This is a genomic window from Pseudoalteromonas fenneropenaei, assembly GCF_042643375.1.
Taxonomy (GTDB): domain Bacteria; phylum Pseudomonadota; class Gammaproteobacteria; order Enterobacterales; family Alteromonadaceae; genus Pseudoalteromonas; species Pseudoalteromonas fenneropenaei.
This window is the reverse complement of record NZ_JBHRSD010000025.1, coordinates 1-16,120: the sequence shown is the minus strand read 5'-3', so window position 1 is coordinate 16,120 and position 16,120 is coordinate 1. Positions and strand designations below refer to the sequence as shown.

Annotated in this window: 13 protein-coding genes; 10 read left to right on the top strand and 3 right to left on the bottom strand. The window is 46.4% G+C overall.

Annotation, left to right across the window (positions count from 1 at the left end):
- Positions 1 to 5: 5 nt before the first annotated feature.
- From ACFOEE_RS14030 to ACFOEE_RS14010, 5 genes are read left to right on the top strand one after another with little or no spacing between them, the layout of a single operon-like run.
- A complete protein-coding gene (locus ACFOEE_RS14030; RefSeq protein WP_377125415.1) occupies positions 6 to 1,976 on the top strand; it encodes a Hint domain-containing protein in 1,971 nt (656 codons plus the stop codon).
- 48 nt (positions 1,977 to 2,024) lie between these two features.
- Positions 2,025 to 3,254: an internalin gene (locus ACFOEE_RS14025; RefSeq protein WP_377125412.1), complete on the top strand. Its 1,230-nt coding sequence runs from the start codon at positions 2,025 to 2,027 to the stop codon at positions 3,252 to 3,254.
- A gap of 10 nt (positions 3,255 to 3,264) precedes the next feature.
- Positions 3,265 to 4,104, top strand: coding sequence for a GEVED domain-containing protein (locus ACFOEE_RS14020; RefSeq protein ID WP_377125409.1), 840 nt, complete (start codon positions 3,265 to 3,267; stop codon positions 4,102 to 4,104).
- A gap of 10 nt (positions 4,105 to 4,114) precedes the next feature.
- A complete protein-coding gene (locus ACFOEE_RS14015; protein ID WP_377125406.1) occupies positions 4,115 to 5,626 on the top strand; it encodes a hypothetical protein in 1,512 nt (503 codons plus the stop codon).
- Between the two features lie 58 nt (positions 5,627 to 5,684).
- Positions 5,685 to 6,815: a hypothetical protein gene (locus ACFOEE_RS14010; protein ID WP_377125403.1), complete on the top strand. Its 1,131-nt coding sequence runs from the start codon at positions 5,685 to 5,687 to the stop codon at positions 6,813 to 6,815.
- Positions 6,816 to 7,017: 202 nt separating this feature from the next.
- Here ACFOEE_RS14010 and ACFOEE_RS14005 read toward each other — a convergent pair whose 3' ends face one another.
- Positions 7,018 to 7,449 carry a globin domain-containing protein gene (locus ACFOEE_RS14005; protein ID WP_377125400.1) on the bottom strand — a complete coding sequence of 144 codons (432 nt, stop codon included), beginning with the start codon at positions 7,447 to 7,449 and terminating at the stop codon, positions 7,018 to 7,020.
- 162 nt (positions 7,450 to 7,611) lie between these two features.
- Positions 7,612 to 9,639 (bottom strand): glycoside hydrolase family 97 protein, encoded by a 2,028-nt coding sequence (locus ACFOEE_RS14000; RefSeq protein ID WP_377125397.1) that lies wholly within the window; start codon positions 9,637 to 9,639, stop codon positions 7,612 to 7,614.
- Between the two features lie 214 nt (positions 9,640 to 9,853).
- On the opposite strand from ACFOEE_RS14000, the gene ACFOEE_RS13995 reads away from it, so the two are divergent.
- Both ACFOEE_RS13995 and ACFOEE_RS13990 read left to right on the top strand, forming a co-directional pair.
- Positions 9,854 to 10,486 carry a methylamine utilization protein gene (locus ACFOEE_RS13995; protein WP_377125394.1) on the top strand — a complete coding sequence of 211 codons (633 nt, stop codon included), beginning with the start codon at positions 9,854 to 9,856 and terminating at the stop codon, positions 10,484 to 10,486.
- Positions 10,461 to 11,729: a hypothetical protein gene (locus tag ACFOEE_RS13990; RefSeq protein WP_377125391.1), complete on the top strand. Its 1,269-nt coding sequence runs from the start codon at positions 10,461 to 10,463 to the stop codon at positions 11,727 to 11,729. The genes ACFOEE_RS13995 and ACFOEE_RS13990 overlap by 26 nt, the downstream gene beginning before the upstream one ends.
- A 110-nt stretch (positions 11,730 to 11,839) precedes the next feature.
- On the opposite strand, the gene speE is transcribed toward ACFOEE_RS13990, so the two are convergent.
- Positions 11,840 to 12,712, bottom strand: coding sequence for a polyamine aminopropyltransferase (gene speE / locus ACFOEE_RS13985; protein ID WP_377125389.1), 873 nt, complete (start codon positions 12,710 to 12,712; stop codon positions 11,840 to 11,842).
- Between the two features lie 326 nt (positions 12,713 to 13,038).
- Between speE and ACFOEE_RS13980 the strand changes: the two genes are divergently transcribed.
- From ACFOEE_RS13980 to ACFOEE_RS13970, 3 genes are read left to right on the top strand one after another with little or no spacing between them, the layout of a single operon-like run.
- On the top strand, positions 13,039 to 13,911 hold the full coding sequence (locus ACFOEE_RS13980; protein WP_377125386.1) for an acyltransferase: 873 nt from the start codon (positions 13,039 to 13,041) through the stop codon (positions 13,909 to 13,911).
- Between the two features lie 14 nt (positions 13,912 to 13,925).
- The gene (locus ACFOEE_RS13975; RefSeq protein WP_377125383.1) at positions 13,926 to 14,846 is read left to right on the top strand and encodes an acetyltransferase; all 921 of its coding nucleotides are present in this window, start codon (positions 13,926 to 13,928) and stop codon (positions 14,844 to 14,846) included.
- A complete protein-coding gene (locus ACFOEE_RS13970) occupies positions 14,843 to 16,030 on the top strand; it encodes a mechanosensitive ion channel family protein (RefSeq protein WP_377125380.1) in 1,188 nt (395 codons plus the stop codon). Before ACFOEE_RS13975 ends, ACFOEE_RS13970 begins: the two co-directional genes overlap by 4 nt.
- Positions 16,031 to 16,120 lie beyond the last annotated feature (90 nt).

Below are 16,120 nucleotides of genomic sequence, written 5' to 3'. Positions count from 1 at the left end.
AAGAGATGAACAAGCCGACTGTTAGAAAATGTGTACCTATGCTGCTGGCGCTGTCCGTCAGTCATGCTCTGTACGCTGCCCCGCAAGCTGAAGCAAGCACTGAACAAACAACGACGATTGCCGTAGTGCAAGGCCCTGCTGCAGAGCAAGGAACCCGTATCACCACACCAAATGAGCAAGGGGTGCGGGAACTAGATATGACCAACCCGCAGCATTATGCGTTGGCAAAATCACGTTTGCATAAAGCCAAACGGACGAAAGATAAGTTTCCTCAATTGCATAAATCGTTAGATATTCTAAAGTCACAGCAAAAAGCGCGTAAAACCCTGATGAGTGCCGCTGCTGTGCCGCCAGTGGATGCCAGCCAGCTTGATATTATTAAAGATGCACATTTATTTTTGGATATGAATGTGGCTGTATCAACGGATAATAATGAGCCGTACTTGATGGTAAGGGCAAAAAGCTCTCGTTTTGGTGGCACCCAAGCGACCTATATAGACATTCTGTTGGAAGATGCCAACGGCAATCAGATTGCCCCGCTTGGCAGCACGATGAATGTGTTGGATGGTAAAGATACCTTAGCCAGTTCAGTGGTGTCGCTAAAAACCCTCAAACAGCAATTTCCAAACTTAGAAACGATTTACGCAAGCTCCTATGTCGAGTTGGAAAATGAAGATGGCACTATCAGTTCGACCATCAAATACACTGAATATCCGTTTTCTTGGGAACACATTAATGCCGCATATGGCACTTTGCTGCCACAAGCCAAGGGCGTTGCTGCTTTGACAGATACCGAGTCATTATCGACCTTGGTCAATGACGGCAGACCTCGTTACGTGGCTACGGCACCTGTTGATAAAAACAACGATGCGGTGATTAAAATCTGTTTAAACCGTCAGCATGCTGACTGTGACTATGCTGCCGACCAAGTGGGTGATGCCAATGAGATCACCGACGTCAATATCCCATTTAATGGTGAAATTCGTGTTGGTCACGAAATTACCGAAATTTACCCGACCAATCTGCCTATTGATCAACGTCCAAACGGGGTCGATGAATTAACCAACATTTACCTGCAAGAGGGGAATTATGGTGGCGCGACCAAACAAAGCTATCTTGGTTTAAATAACACCATCAAACATTTCTCTGATTATTTAGAAGTGGAAGTGGATACTGTAAACCAAGAGTCGATTATCCGTTGGAATATTCCGCGTGCAGAAGGCCGTTTTGGTAATGCCAAACTGTTTTCTAACATAGCTCAAGCCAATTGGTATATGACGTTTGCGGTGAAAGGTTTCCCATACTTTAAACGCCGTGGGGCCAATGCCGAAGCACGTCCGTTCCAAATTTCGATTACCTCTGAACAAGCAGCGCGTTTTGGTAATTACTACAGCGAAGTGCTGCCGCCGATGAAACTAGGCTACAGCTGCTTAGCGACTGGTACTTTGATCACTATGGCGGACGGGCAACAACAAGCCATAGAGACGATTAAAAAAGGCGATTTAGTACGCGGCGCCTTGGCGCAAAATCCGCACTTAACTGAAGCGATGACAGTTATTGACGTGTCGGTGGGGATTGAAGCGATTCAAATGTACCGGGTGAAAGGCACTAAGCACAGCTATATTTTGATGACAGAAACGCACCCAGTCTCGACTGTCAATAAAGGCATCATTTGGGCTAAAGAGCTGGAACCGGGCGACCAGATCTTAACTGAGAAAGGCTCGATTTTGGTTAAAGAAGTAACTAAAGAGCAATACAAAGACAAGATTTACAACCTTAAGTTAGCGCCAAAAGAAGGTTCACAGTTTGCAGATACGCGCAATTTCGCGATGTTTGCTAACGGTTTAGCGGTCGGTGATTTATCCACTCAAGATGAATTTAACTACAAAGATCAGAACCTGCGCCTCACGCCTGAGGAAATTCTTGAGCGTTTACCTGAAAAATGGAAAACCGATTACCTCAATAGCTTGAACTAATCTTGCTGGGGTCAGTGCAAGCTGGCCCCATTCTCTAAGGAAAAGATCATGATAAATAATGTTAAACCGCTAGCGTGTGCGCTCGCGGCAGGGCTTGCTACATGTGCAATGTCTGCCTCGTACGCCGCAACGCCAAATCATACCTCAGGCAGTGAATTAGATACTTTATCGTTAGGAACTGCCTATCACACTGAAAAAGAAGGCTATTTCGCACTGCAAAGCGTGCTTGGTCAGGTCGATGAAAGTTACGGCAATACAGAAATGGATTTTGTTGTTGGGGTTGATATGAGTTACACCCAACTCTCCAATATGCTCGATGGCAATCTCGGTGCGGCGTTGGATGTTCCCGTTATTAAAGTCGGCGTGGGTGCCAGTTACGCCAAACAAAATGCGGCGGACAACTACACTGGGACTTATACCTTGTTTTTATCGTTAAAACCGAAGAAGCGTTTGCTGGTTGCGGATCCCATCACCGGATATCGCCCTTCAGAGGCAGCCCTTAACTTAGTCAACGACAATCCCGGTGATAAATTTAACACTATCGGCAATGAGTTTGTCTCGGCGCTGGAGTACGGCTCACAAGTGATGGTGACGCTAAAGTTCCAGTACAAAAATGATGAAGATAAGGTTAAGTGGGGTGGTCAGCTTGGTGTGGATTGGGCGGGTAAAGTCAGCGTCAGCGGTAAATTGCAAAAAGTCGATGCTGACGTGAAACGTAATATTAAAGTCACGGTGTCGGCATTACAGCTCGGCGGAGATCCTACTCAACTATTAAAAGTGATACCAAATCAGTTGGTTAACTGTACGATGGAAAATCCAACGCCATGTTTTGAAGTATTCAAAAATAGTATCGATTACCTCAAAACGAATTACGTGAACCAGTTCAGTAGCCTTGATAACTATAACGTCAGTAAAGTGTTTACCACTAACTACAAAGAATCTGGCCCTAGTCTCAAAGCACTGGTGCCAGATGACGTTTACCCTGGCAAAAGTATCTTGACCAAATTGGCACTAAAAAACATGAGTGACGATTGGGTTGAAGCCATTATGGACAACCGCCGTGCCGATAATCTCATCAACTACTACGGTAGTGAGCTTAATAGTGCGCAGCGTTCTGCCCTTGAGCAAATTCGCGATAACGCCCAGTTTAACTCATTTATTCTGGCTGATGCCGTGGCTTACTGTAAACGCAACCCGATAGGTAACTATTGCCGCGACCGCGAACTACAAACTCAAAGCCGCGTTAATCAATACGAGCGCCACTGGCTAGAACTGTAAGGAGCACACCATGAAAACGATTATCTTGAGTAGCCTTGCCTTAGCCTTAGTCGGCGCAGCAAGTACACAACCGGTTTATGCCAATGACAGCTTATATGAATCGCGCGATATTTTGACCTCATCGCAAGCACTTGGCCGCTATCAATGGTTAGAAAAATGCTATCCGGGGCTTTTGATTGAAGTCGCAGACAATATTTTTGACCCGACTAACCCCATCCCCAACGAGCAGAAAATTGCCAATCTAAAACAAGCACTTTTATATAAAGATGGGCAATTACGTAGTGATGCGCGTTATTTGACCTTTGGCGATGAAGAGCAAGCCAATCCGAAGAATTGGTTTGCGGGTATTTCACCAAAGCAAAGTTGTAATCAGATCCCCTCGGATTATCAGATAAGCGCCATGATGGTGAGCAACAAAATGCCGAAATACTGCGCCACTCAGTCCCGTGAGCGGGATTATGAGTATATCAAGAACGTTAAATTGGCAGGCCTAGTTAATACCACAGGCAATACTTTTTACAGTAACTATGTGGGTCAAGCTGCCAAGCTTTATCGTGATAAAAGTTACGAGCTGACCTTAACCCCTGGGTTTTCCAGTGCAGAAACTTACCCAGAAACTTGGCATGTGTTTGTCGACTGGAATCAAGACGGTGACTTTAACGATAGCGGCGAAGCGCAATTTGCTGGGGTTTCAGAGCAACCTATCAGTATTCAGTTAAAAGCGCCTGCGGGGAGCAAAACCGGTGTGACTAAAATGCGCATCACCATGGATTATCTCGGCGGTAGTAACGATGCCTGTAAAGAGGTGGATTCAGGTGAAGTTGAAGACTACTTACTGTATGTGAAATAAGGGTGAGATCATGAAATTAAATCAGACTGCAATGCTGCTTGCCCTTGCTGCAGGTAGTGTCATTGGCCAAGCGAATGCAAAGTCACAAGACAACGAACTAGCGCTACGCCAAAAAGCCATGGCGACAAACAGTTTTCAAAGTGAAATTCCAGGGTTGATGAACGACCATGTGATTTTAGGCACGGCTTACAATAGCGATAAAAAGAAATTCTTAAATGTCCAAACCGTGGCGGGTAAAACCGTTGAAACCATGGGCAATACCCGAGTGCAATTTGAGTTAGTCAATAACGGCAGTTATGATGAAGTGTTGCGCCAACTTAATGGTAACGTGGATGTCGATGTCGGGTTTCCGGTAATTCGCGTCAATGCTGGTGGCCATCTTGCCAAAGAAATGGCATCGACAGAATTTTCTAACACCTACACATTTCAAGCATCATTAACACCGAAAAAGCGTGTTTTACAACCGCTTGATAGTAACCAAGGGTTTAAGCTTACGGCTTCTGGTAATACGCTTGCCAATGAGTACCAAAGTCAGTTGATGACCATGGCGGGTGACGCTTTTATCAGCGAAATTGAATATGGTGCACAACTGCTGATCAATATGAAAATTGAATACTTAAGTGAGCAGCACAAAAGTGAGATTGGTGGTTACTTGGGGGTCAGCTATGGGGCCGGTAATATCGGTATCAAAGTCGATGGCAAACTCAATTACATTGATGAAGATTTGAAAAAGAGCGTGCGGATCACGGTACGTGCTCTGCAAAAAGGCGGTGACCCAAAACAGCTGCTGAGCATTATCCCAAACAACATCATTACCTGTTCGTTAGATAACTACAAACCTTGCTTTACTTTGTTTGAGCAAGCAGTGAACTACGCCAAAAATGACTTTGGGGCGCAGTTTAACGGTTTGTCTGATTACAATGTGGTGCGATACAAAGCCACACCCTATGAAGTCAGCTCACAAGATGTCAGACGCTTAGATTCAGGCAATCGTGATATTCGTTTTGAAACGACGTATCGTACCTTGTGGTTGGAAGACCAATTCAAAAAGTCGGTGAATCATGAGTATCGCGCCAGAGCGGTATTGGCTCAATACGCGAGTTGGATGACCGAAGCACAACGTCTAAAAGCGGAGCGGGTGAAAGCGGCAGCCTATTCTAATGCGTGGATCTATGAAGAACATGCGCGTATTTGTCGTGATAATCCCTATGGCACGGCTTGTACCGACAGTTGGAATGACTATCTCAACAGCTGTGGTAGCAGTGGTGTCGATTGTGTCGTTGATTACAGCTTGGCTGACTTAAACATTCCCGCAGATAACATGACTCAGTACTTCAAATGTGAGAATGCTCGCGAAGCCACCGCCAACTTTGGCGTAGAAGACAATCAAACTTCACTAGGTTATCGCAACTTAGGCTGGGCGCCGACCTTTGTTGATCCGAACGATCCGGTTCAAGGGTTGATGGTGTGGTTGCCATGTAAGCGCGCACTGCCATCTTATGGCTCAGCGTTTGATAACTAACCTGTCATAGTGAGGGGCATTGCCCCTCTTGTCGCACTTCACAACAAGGAAACAAACCATGCGTAACCTACTATTGTGGTTGTGTAGCGTTTTGGCGTTGCCAGCAGTCAGTCACACCTTTTATTCACTTGATACCGCCTCAGAGCAGCTCGGACAAGGATTTGAGCTGGAGAGCGGCATGCCAAAAGAAGCTTGTTTAAATGGCGTATGGCATTTTCAAGGCGGTAGCCAAGGCGACCTCGCATATCGCGGCGCGTTTGATTCGCAAACCATGATCAACACCATCGCAGGGAGCGTGCAAGGCGGCATTAATTTGGTGATTTTTGGTGGCTCAGTGAAGTTTTCCATGCGCCGTAAAGTCACGGAAAACAACAATAGCGCCGCTTCGGTAGTGGAATTAGGTTATGAAAAGGGCAGTTATAATTTTGAACAGCGGACGGTAAAAGCAGATTATGTGCAACTGTTACAGACCGATCCGGCTGCGGTGCGGGCAAGCTGTGGCGACAGTTTTATTCACAATGTGCGTTTAGGCAGCAAGGTTTATCTCAGCGCAAAATTGCATTTTCGCACTAAGCAAGAATATGAATGGTTTCAGACTAAGATCAAAATCAAAGTACTGTTTTTCAAAAAGACCATTACCAAAACCAAAGAGTTTTTAAAGGCCACCGAAAACGCGGTGTACAGCGTGCAGGTGAATACCGATGGCGGCATGACGCCAAAACTGGCCGCATTAAGTGCTGGTGGCGCGATGCATTGCAAAACTGACAATCTCGACCCATGTATTGACTATGCCGAACGGCTGTTTGCCTATTTGCTCGATGGTGGCGATTACGCTCAAGACCTTAGCGATGAGCATCTCAATGTGTTGAGCTATGAGGTTGAATCTTATCAAGATTCAGGTCATTACGAGTTAGCGGCGGCTGGGTCTAATCCAATTCCTGAGCGCTATATGGGTTTATCCGCGCGTTTACGTGCAGTACAAGATATGGTGAGCGATGAAATCGAACGCCTACAAGCTTTTATGGCGGTGGCGGACACCGCTCAAGACCAGCAATACTATGCCGCGCGTTTGGCTGAGCGCCAGAGTCAACGCCAGAGTTTGGATACCGCCAGTGATTATTGTGCCACTTTACCTGGCACCACTTTATGCGAATCTCGCATCGAAGCTGCTATTGCGCAAGTCAATTAACGCAATCAGCGTGAATGATAAAGGTAAGCTAGCTTGAAGGAAATAATCCGCAAACTTTACAGAAGGGCGCAATTGCGTGCGTGTCTATATTCTGCCTACTTGAAGCCGCAGCGGCGTTGGCTGCGCACGCGTAACCTAATCACATGCTCATGGGGATTTGCTCACTTGCCGTTTACCCGCAGCTCCAAGTAGTTTGGGGAGATTATTGAACGTCAGTGGTCAGCTGCTTTTGCATTTGTTGTTTCATCACCGTCGCGATTAAACGCAACAACGCAACCCAGGCATCACGGTGCGCTGGACTCCATGTGTCACCCAATTGCGCTTTCAGCACATATAACCAAGCATTGCCAAACGGTGTAAAATCCGCCGTGGTCACGCCATAATCAAGATGTCGTTGTGCCAAACGTTGCAGCAAAGGCACCAACTTTTCTGGCTGTTCCAGCCCTTTAATAATGGCTTGAAATGCGATGAGTAAACGTTGGCTATGCTGGGTGCGCTCAGTGCTAAATAGAGTGGCGGTATGTGGCGCAAATTCAATTAGCGCGGCGTAAAAGTCATCGAGCGCAGCTGGAATGACAATAAGTTGTTCTAAGCTCTGTTGTAGTAATTGCTGCTGCGCGCGGGTAATAGCCATGACGTCTTGTGCCTATCTAATCCTAGCTCTACTTTATTTTGCTTTGGCATGGTGTGCAAGGCGGTCAGGGGTTTTTGCGCAAGTTTATTATGGCATATAAAAATAGTAGTAGCAGATGCAGCGCTCGCGGTGGTTTGTACCAAAAGCGCTGCTGGTTGTAGGTTAGAGGGCTTTAAAGCGAATAGCTGTACCACCGCTGGTGGCTAAGTGTAATGTCAGCGTATCTTTACTAGTGACGATTTGCTTTGTCACTGTGAGTTCATAAGGCTTCCATTTCCACTCAGCGTCTTTTCCATCTTGGTAAATTTGTGCTTCAAAGCGCTTACCGGGTTCTAAGAAATCCAGTTTTACTTTGATGTCACGTGCTTGTTCATCGCTAATGGCACCTAAAAACCAGTCGTTACCACTGTAGTGTTTGTGCTTTTTCTCTTTGCGGGCAAAGACCACGTAGTCGCCGACTTCACCTGCCAACGCGATACTCTTTTCCCAATCGGTCGGGACGTCTTTGATAAATTGGAACGCATCAGGACGCGCAAGGTAATTTTCTGGGAGATCGGCCGCCATTTGAATTGGACTATACAGCACCACGTACAAAGCCAGTTGCTTGGCTAAGGTGGTTTGTGGGCGATTGGTGTTATCCCCTAAACCATTGAAGCTCATATCAAAGATCCCAGGAGTGAAGTCCATCGGGCCGGCTAACATGCGGGTAAACGCGAGCATAGGGGTATGTTCAGGTGGATTAGGTGGGGTGCCCCAAGCGTTAAACTCCTGGCCTCGCGCCCCTTCACGTGCCAACCAGTTCGGATAAGTGCGACGCAAACCGGTATCTTTAATCGGCTCATGGGTGTTGATACTTATGTTGTATTTGGCAGCAAGTTTGATGTTGTAAAGGTATTCATTGACCATAAACTGGCCGTCGTGCCACTCATAACGGGCATCGCCATTGTCATCAATGCGTTTGATATTACCGCCGTCGGCAACATAGCCAGTTTTGACTCGGCTGACACCTGCATTTTGATATAGCGCGAAAGCAGCGTCCATTTGTTTACGGTAGTTGCTGACATTGCCGGAGGTTTCATGGTGACCAATCAGTTTAGCACCGACTTTTTTGCCATGTTCACTAATGGCGGTCAAATCAAAGTCAGGGTAAGGTTGGGTAAAGCTAAATACATCACCATTAAAGAACCAGTCGCCATCCCAACCGATGTTCCAGCCTTCCACTAACACTCCATCAAAGCCATTTTCTGCTGCAAAGCTAAGGTATTGTTTGGTATTTTCTGTGGTCGCGCCGTGTTTTTCGCCACTCGACCAAGTATTTTTGTTGATGTGCATGCCCCACCAAATCCCAATGTATTTGCCGGGTTCTACCCAAGAAACATCGCCAAGTTGGTTTGGTTCATTGAGATTTAAAATCATCCGCGAGTTAAGTAGGCCAGTAGCCTGATCTGCGATTTGAATGGTACGCCATGGCGTGTTAAATGTGCCGTTGGTTTTTACTGCTGTGCCATCAGACCAAGGGGTTAGGTCACTAACAAAAGTCCCTGAACGACGCTGATTAAGCGTCATGGCGGCGTAATCAACTAAGGCCGCCTCATGAATACTGAAATGACTACCGTCAGCAGTTTTAAAGGTAAACGGCGTATGGACGAGCGCAGCGTCATGCAGTGGGGTGGTGTTATAGACATATTCGTAGCGATTCCAACCGCGCGCGGGTATCCACCACGCGGTGGCTTTGTCACTGTTGGCAACACTGAACTCGGTCAATTCGCGCACGATATTGAGTGGTTTTTCATGCGCGACTTCGTAGCGAAAACCAATGCCGTCATCAAAGGCTCTCACGCGTACGGTATATTGAGTTTTTTGCGTGGGATGGGCGAAGGTTACCGCTAATTCATGATGGGCATCGCGAACCTCTCGCTCTTCGCCCCAAGGTTGTTGCCATACCTCATCATGTTTCGCTGTCGTGGCACTGACAATTTTAAAGCCTTCGCGAAAAGAAGGGGCAACCTGAAAGTCAAAACCAAGTTTGGAGTCATTTATCACAGGTTTGCCATGAAAAGACACCGCATAGTGGGGATGTTGATCGTCTGAAAGCGATACTTCAATTTCGCCATTCGGTGAGCGTACACTGTGTGTTGCAGCTAGCGTCATCGAACTCCATAGCCCAAGCATCAGCAATGAAAAGCGCATGGTGTAGTTCCTCGTTGTTGTTTTGCTAACCTTACTGGCGATAGCCGCGTTGCACCATGTCTTGCATACGTATTCAACAAGTTATCCGATCTGTTCTGCTAAGCGAATGAATTGTAATAACAATCAGGTCTAGTTAAGAACTCAAAATGCCATTAGCAATTCGCTGCTGGTGGCGTATAGTGAATAACATTCGTGCGCGTAACGGAAAGCTATAATGAAAAAATTGGGATTACTGGCACTTTTGACATTGTTTAAGGTTCAAGCTGCTGAACTCACTGTGGTTGACTCGCAGGGACAAGCACTACCTAATGCGGTCGTGTGGTTCAAAGGCGAAGGGAGCAAACAAGTTGCGCTTACCGCGCCACAAAAATATGAAATGGGGCAGAAGCAACGCTCTTTCGTACCGCATATTTTGGTCGTGCCTCAAGGGGCGGAAGTGGACTTTCCTAACTTTGACAATATTTTGCACCATGTTTACTCGTTTTCTAGTAGTAAAGCGTTTGAACTTAAACTCTATCGTGATAAACCCCATGCCCCTATTCGTTTTGATACCTCCGGCATAGTCGAGCTTGGCTGCAATATTCATGACTGGATGTTGGGTTATATTGTGGTGGTTGACAGTCCGCTCTTTGGTGTTACGGATGAAAATGGGCGGTGGCAAGGTGAATTACCGTTTGGTGAGTATCAATTAAAAGTCTGGCATGAAAGATTTCAAGATCTCAACACCCCTGAGCAACTGGTTTGGCGGTTAAATGCAGAGCAAAACCAGTTACGCTATCAAATAAAACAGCAGTTAATGGAAAAGCGCGAGGTGTTCAGTGATGAATTGGACGGCTATGAAGACTAATCATATCAACCCATGGCTAAGTTTGGTGCTATTACTGCCTTTGGCTTTACCTGCTAATGCGACGGTGCAGTTAGAAGGCAAAGCGCAGTTAAGTGCCGTGTCACGCGAGTCAGGGAAAAGCTGGCTAGATCATGGTTGGAGTAATCTGCGTTTTGACAGCAACAGTGATAGCGTGCAGTTATCACGGCTATGGTTGGATGGGCGGATTGAGCTTGCTGATAGTTGGTCAGCGCATATCAGTGGTCAATATGTACCCGATCCCACCGTGAGTTTTGGCCTGACAGAAGCGTATCTGCAATATAAACCACTCAGCGCATCGGGCTATCAATTTGCGGCCAAAGTGGGTGGTTTTTACCCCGCAATGTCACTGGAAAATCCCCAATTTGGCTGGAGTTCACCCTACAATTATAGCTTTTCGGCTATCAATGCGTGGCTCGGTGAAGAAGTGCGTACTTTTGGTAGTGAGCTGAGTATCACGCGGCTCGGTAAACGCTTTCGCTCAGCGCATGATATCAGTGCCCATGTTGGTTTTTTTAAAGGCAATGACCCTGCCGGTACTATGCTCGCGTGGCGTGGTTTTGCGGTGCATGATAGGCAGTCTATGTTTAATGAGCGCGTAGCGTTTCCTCCGGTGCGCTCACTACAGCAGCCGCAACTGCGCTGGCAAGCCAATGAGGTTGAGCCTTTTAGCGAAGTGGATGGCAAATGGGGTTATTACACTGGGGTGCATTGGGATTATCAAAAACGTCAACAATTAAGAGTGTATTGGTATGATAATCATGGTGACTCAAGCGCAATAAACTATCGCACGGGGCAGTATGCTTGGGATACCAAGTTTCTGAGTGTGGCGTGGTTGTATAAGTTTGATGCGCAAACCCGCGTGATTGCGCAGTGGCTCGACGGCAATACTGCGATGGGGAAAAATCGCGGGGTCGACAACGACCTTAGCAGTTACTTTGTGCTGGTAAGTCATCAATTCGGTGCGCACCGAGTGAGCGCGCGCGCGGAGCACTTTAATGTCAAAGACCGTGACGGTTGGGTATTTGATCCCAACCAAAGTGCTGGTCGAGCTTTGACCTTAAGCTATCGCTTTAACTGGCATAAGCAATGGCAAGGTGGTGTTGAATGGCTTTACCAACACAGTGAAGTGGATAATCGTGCAGCGGTAAACTTGCCGCAGGCCGTGAGTGAAACGCAGTGGCGCGTGGTGTTAGAGTATCAGTTTGATTGGCTGCATTTTTAAACACGGTTAACCGCGTCACGGAGTGCGGCGCTAAGAAGCAAACAATAGGCTAAGCTCGCCAAAAAGACGAAACGGCCACTGTGCGGCCGTTTTGTTATAGCAAGCTGAGGTTATCTGCTACGTTGTTTAGCAAAGGCACGCTGCATAAAGTTAGGTGTGGCTAATGCACCTTTATGGATGCCGCTGTTGTAATACTCAGTGCTAAAACTGGCATTATCGGCATCGGCTTCACGAAAGCCGTTAAACGCTGCTGACTTACGTGCCATGGTGGCTGACCATAAGCCGCTTGGATAAATCGGTTGCGGGAATGGCAAGGTTTGCAAATCAACAAAACCGACTTCTAGCATTGCCTCACGCATTTCTAGCAACAGCTCCATGTGCATGAGTGGTGATTCACTTTGCTGGATCATAATACCACCAGGGCGCAGCGCCGCTAAACAGCTACGATAAAAGGCATGGTTAAACAAGCCTTCGCCTGGGCCTACTGGATCTGTGCCGTCGACAATAATAATATCAATCGACTCAGGCAGCGCTTCGCGCATATATTTGATGCCGTCGTCAAACATTATAGTGGCGCGCGGATCTTGGTTGGATTCACACAGTTCTGGGAAATACTTTAACGACATTTCCGTGACGACTTCGTCGATATCGATTTGCGTCACCGTTTCTACATCAGGATGCTTAAGCACTTCACGCAATGTACCGCAGTCACCACCGCCAATGATCACAACATTTTTTGGTGCAGGGTGTGAAAATAGTGCCGGGTGGCTCATCATTTCGTGATAGAAAAAGTTTTCACGGCTGCTGACCATGGTACAACCGTCGATGATCATTAGGTTGCCAAAGTCTGTGGTTTCAAACATTTCAACGAGTTGGAATGGTGATTGTTTCTCGTCCAGTTTACGTTTTACTCGTAGCGAAAACGCACTACCGTCTCGGTCGCTGATCTCAGTAAACCAACGGTTTGCTTCTAAGTTTGCCATATCGTCAATCACACTTTAAAAAAACACTAAGAGGAAATTGTGCCAGCGCAGCGCGCCCAGCTCAATCTATTTTAGCCAACAGTTGCGAATTTGTCGTGTTTATGGCGTGCTTGGCAAAATTTGCTAAATGCTGGTCTTACTTGCATAAACTATCGGCGAATAACGACAATTTAGTGATATGATAGCGAGGTTTTCCGGTAACTTGGGTTTGTTTTAAGCTAACTACAAATCTTGAGCCGGTTCGTTACCTGCTAGGTGCATTTTGCAATTCCCTGCGGTTTTCAATATCGTTGCTATGGTTTACTGGCACTGTGAAAGGAGAAGCAATGTCGCTGTTTCGTACTGTGTTTGGCTTGACGCTTTACGTTTTAAATACCATTTTCTGGTTTATCCCAATTTTTATTTTTGGTTTGCTTAAACTACTGCCGCTGCCGGCTTGGCAAAAGTGGACTGGTAGCCTAGCCAAGGCGTGTGCGAGCTTTTGGGTGGCTGGCAACAATCTTAATCAACGACTGTTCACCAACACGCAGATCCGGCTTGCAGCCATGCCGGCATTAAAACCGAAAGATTGGTACTTAGTGATAGCCAATCACCAAAGTTGGGTCGACATCTTGGTATTACAGCGGGTTTTGCATCGGCAAATTCCATTTTTGAATTTCTTTTTGAAAAAAGAACTGATCTATGTGCCAATTTTGGGCTTGGCTTGGTGGGCATTGGATTTTCCGTTTATGACGCGCAGTAGCAAAAGCCAAATTAAGAAAAACCCTAAACTGAAAGGCAAAGACTTAGAAACAACGCGTAAAGCCTGTGAGAAGTTTAAAACTATGCCAGTGAGTATCGTAAATTTTGTGGAAGGGACGCGTTTTACTGACGCTAAACACCAGCGCCAGCAAAGCCCGTTTGAGTTTCTGTTAAAACCAAAAGCAGGCGGCGTGGCTTTTGTGATGCAAGCTATGGGCGAGCAGATTAATCAGATTGTGAATGTGACTCTGCACTACCCCGCGGGACGACCAACTTTTATGGATTTTGTGGCAGGTCGTGTACCTAGCGTAGATGTTCAGGTTGAGGTCATGGCAGTGGACGATAATTGGCGCGGTGATTATAGCGGCGACAGTGATTTTCGGGTGCGCTTCCAAGGCGAGCTGAATCGGGTGTGGCAGCAAAAAGATCAGGCTTTGCAGCAACTGCACAACAAGTAACGGAGGAAGTCGGTATGTTAAAACGAATTCTGCCCAATTGGTTTGTTGGTGTCGTAGCCACTTTAGTGCTACTGGCCAATACTTTAATTTGGGGCACTGTGGTACTGCTATTCGGCATAGTGAAATTGGTGTTACCGTTGAAACCTATATCCAACGCATTGCATTTTGGTTACTACCAATGGTGTCGTGGTAACGCCTTAGGTTTGCGTATTGGTTGTGGCAAAATCCATGTTGAGGTTGACGGTCAAGTCAGTAAACAAGGCTGGTATTTGTTAATGGCAAACCACTTAAGCTGGTTGGATATCGTAGTCTTAAGTGCGGTGGATGTGTTGCCTGCGCCGAAATTTTTCCTCAAAGATGAACTGAAATATGTGCCGTTTATTGGCTCAGGTGCTTGGGCGTTAGGCATGCCGTTTATGAAACGCGCGACTAAAGCACAAATTGCCAAAAACCCTAAACTCAAAGGTTTAGATGTGGAGCGCACTAAAGCTAGTTGCAAAGCATTTCGTGACTATCCCACTACCATTATCAATTTTGTTGAAGGGACGCGTTTTACTGCGCGTAAACACAGTCAGCAAAATAGCCCTTTTCGCCATTTGCTTAAACCTAAAGCGGGTGGGGTAGCCTTCGCCTTGGAAGTATTAGCGTCACAACTGGATGGTATTTTAAACACCACTTTAATTTATGATACGCCAGATCAGCACATTTGCCGCAGCTTTATGCAAGGGCGCCTCAATGGCGTACGAGTTGCAATCGCACAGCGCACTATGGATTCGGTGCCAGTTGGCAATTACCAACTGGATAAAGAGTACCGAGTGCAGTTTCAGCACTACGTGAACTCATTGTGGCAAGAAAAAGATGCTTTTATCGAAGCGCAAAATGCAGTGTTGGTAAATAAGATGCCAGCAGTACACAAGGAATTAGAACAATTATGATGAATGTCAGCTTGCAAACCCTGTTATTGCCTTGGTTTGAAGCTATTCCACAAGGCGCCATATTGAGCGCCTTGTTTGCCAATGGTATTGGCATCTTAATGTTAATGCTGCTGTATGGTTTTACTCGGCGGTTAATGTTGCCGACCATTCAAAAACTGATCACGCGCTTATCCCCATCAAGGATTGGGCACTTGTCAGGACTACTCAACAAATGCAATCGCCGTCTTGCCGCACTTATCTGTGCAGTCGCATTTTTGGCCAGCTACGAGCAAGTGTTGGTGTTGCCGGACTGGGCGCTGGAGCTTAGCCATGTAGGTGGTCAAATCGTGCTAGTGGTGGTTGCTGGGTTTTTAATAAGTAGCGTAGTAGGCCTGTGTCACGGTATTTATAATCAATTAAGTTTTGCCAAAGAAGTGCCGATCCAAGGGATCATTCAAGTCGTTAAACTCGTTACTTTTATCGTTTGTACCATTTTAGTAGTGAGTATTTTACTGGATAAATCGCCTACTTATATTCTCTCTGGGTTTGGCGCTATAGCCGCGGTGACGTTATTGGTGTTCAAAGACACCATTTTAGGTTTTGTTGCCAGTATACAAATCGCTGCTAACCGCTTAGTGACCACTGGCGACTGGATCCAAATGGATACCTATGGCGCCAATGGTGAAGTGATTGATTTAGGCCTTAATACTGTGCGGGTGCGCAACTGGGATAATACCGTTACCACTATCCCCACTTATGCTCTGATTGCTGGCTCGTTTAAAAATTGGCGTGCAATGCAAGAGTCGGCGGGGCGCCGTATTACGCGGGCAATTTACATTGATTTGAACAGCATCAAAATCGTCAGTGAGACGGAGCGAACTGAGTTAAGCAAGTTGCCTTTGATGGCAGAAATACTTGCTGAGGTATCTGCAGACATCACTAACGTAGCACTGTTTCGGCGTTATGCCGAAGCGTATTTAAAGCAACATCCTTTGGTCAGCAAAGATTGCTTGGCGATGGTGCGCGAACTGCAAGCACAGAATTTTGGTTTGCCCATTGAGCTTTATTGTTTCAGTGCAAACACCGGCTGGGTTGCCTATGAGCATTTACAGGCTGATTTGCATGATTATTTGCTCGCGCAGTTAAGTCTCTTTAAATTGCGGCCTTACCAAAGTATCAGCGGTCAGCTACCTATGCACAATTGAAAAACGCGGCCTAAGCCGCGTTTCAGATTGATGATAAACCCTGCTTTTTTAAGCGGGGTTTATTTTTTCGATAGTTAGGTCGTTTTTTCT

What these genes read in the sequence shown, in the direction of transcription:
- ACFOEE_RS14020 (WP_377125409.1), top strand. Translation starts at nt 3,265, where the DNA reads ATGAAAACGATTATCTTGAGTAGCCTTGCCTTAGCCTTAGTCGGCGCA.
- ACFOEE_RS13975 (WP_377125383.1), top strand. Translation starts at nt 13,926, where the DNA reads ATGTTAAAACGAATTCTGCCCAATTGGTTTGTTGGTGTCGTAGCCACT.
- ACFOEE_RS14000 (WP_377125397.1), bottom strand. Translation starts at nt 9,639, where the DNA reads ATGCGCTTTTCATTGCTGATGCTTGGGCTATGGAGTTCGATGACGCTA.
- ACFOEE_RS14010 (WP_377125403.1), top strand. Translation starts at nt 5,685, where the DNA reads ATGCGTAACCTACTATTGTGGTTGTGTAGCGTTTTGGCGTTGCCAGCA.
- ACFOEE_RS14025 (WP_377125412.1), top strand. Translation starts at nt 2,025, where the DNA reads ATGATAAATAATGTTAAACCGCTAGCGTGTGCGCTCGCGGCAGGGCTT.
- speE (WP_377125389.1), bottom strand. Translation starts at nt 12,712, where the DNA reads ATGGCAAACTTAGAAGCAAACCGTTGGTTTACTGAGATCAGCGACCGA.
- ACFOEE_RS13990 (WP_377125391.1), top strand. Translation starts at nt 10,461, where the DNA reads ATGAATTGGACGGCTATGAAGACTAATCATATCAACCCATGGCTAAGT.
- ACFOEE_RS14030 (WP_377125415.1), top strand. Translation starts at nt 6, where the DNA reads ATGAACAAGCCGACTGTTAGAAAATGTGTACCTATGCTGCTGGCGCTG.
- ACFOEE_RS13980 (WP_377125386.1), top strand. Translation starts at nt 13,039, where the DNA reads ATGTCGCTGTTTCGTACTGTGTTTGGCTTGACGCTTTACGTTTTAAAT.
- ACFOEE_RS13970 (WP_377125380.1), top strand. Translation starts at nt 14,843, where the DNA reads ATGATGAATGTCAGCTTGCAAACCCTGTTATTGCCTTGGTTTGAAGCT.
- ACFOEE_RS14005 (WP_377125400.1), bottom strand. Translation starts at nt 7,449, where the DNA reads ATGGCTATTACCCGCGCGCAGCAGCAATTACTACAACAGAGCTTAGAA.
- ACFOEE_RS14015 (WP_377125406.1), top strand. Translation starts at nt 4,115, where the DNA reads ATGAAATTAAATCAGACTGCAATGCTGCTTGCCCTTGCTGCAGGTAGT.
- ACFOEE_RS13995 (WP_377125394.1), top strand. Translation starts at nt 9,854, where the DNA reads ATGAAAAAATTGGGATTACTGGCACTTTTGACATTGTTTAAGGTTCAA.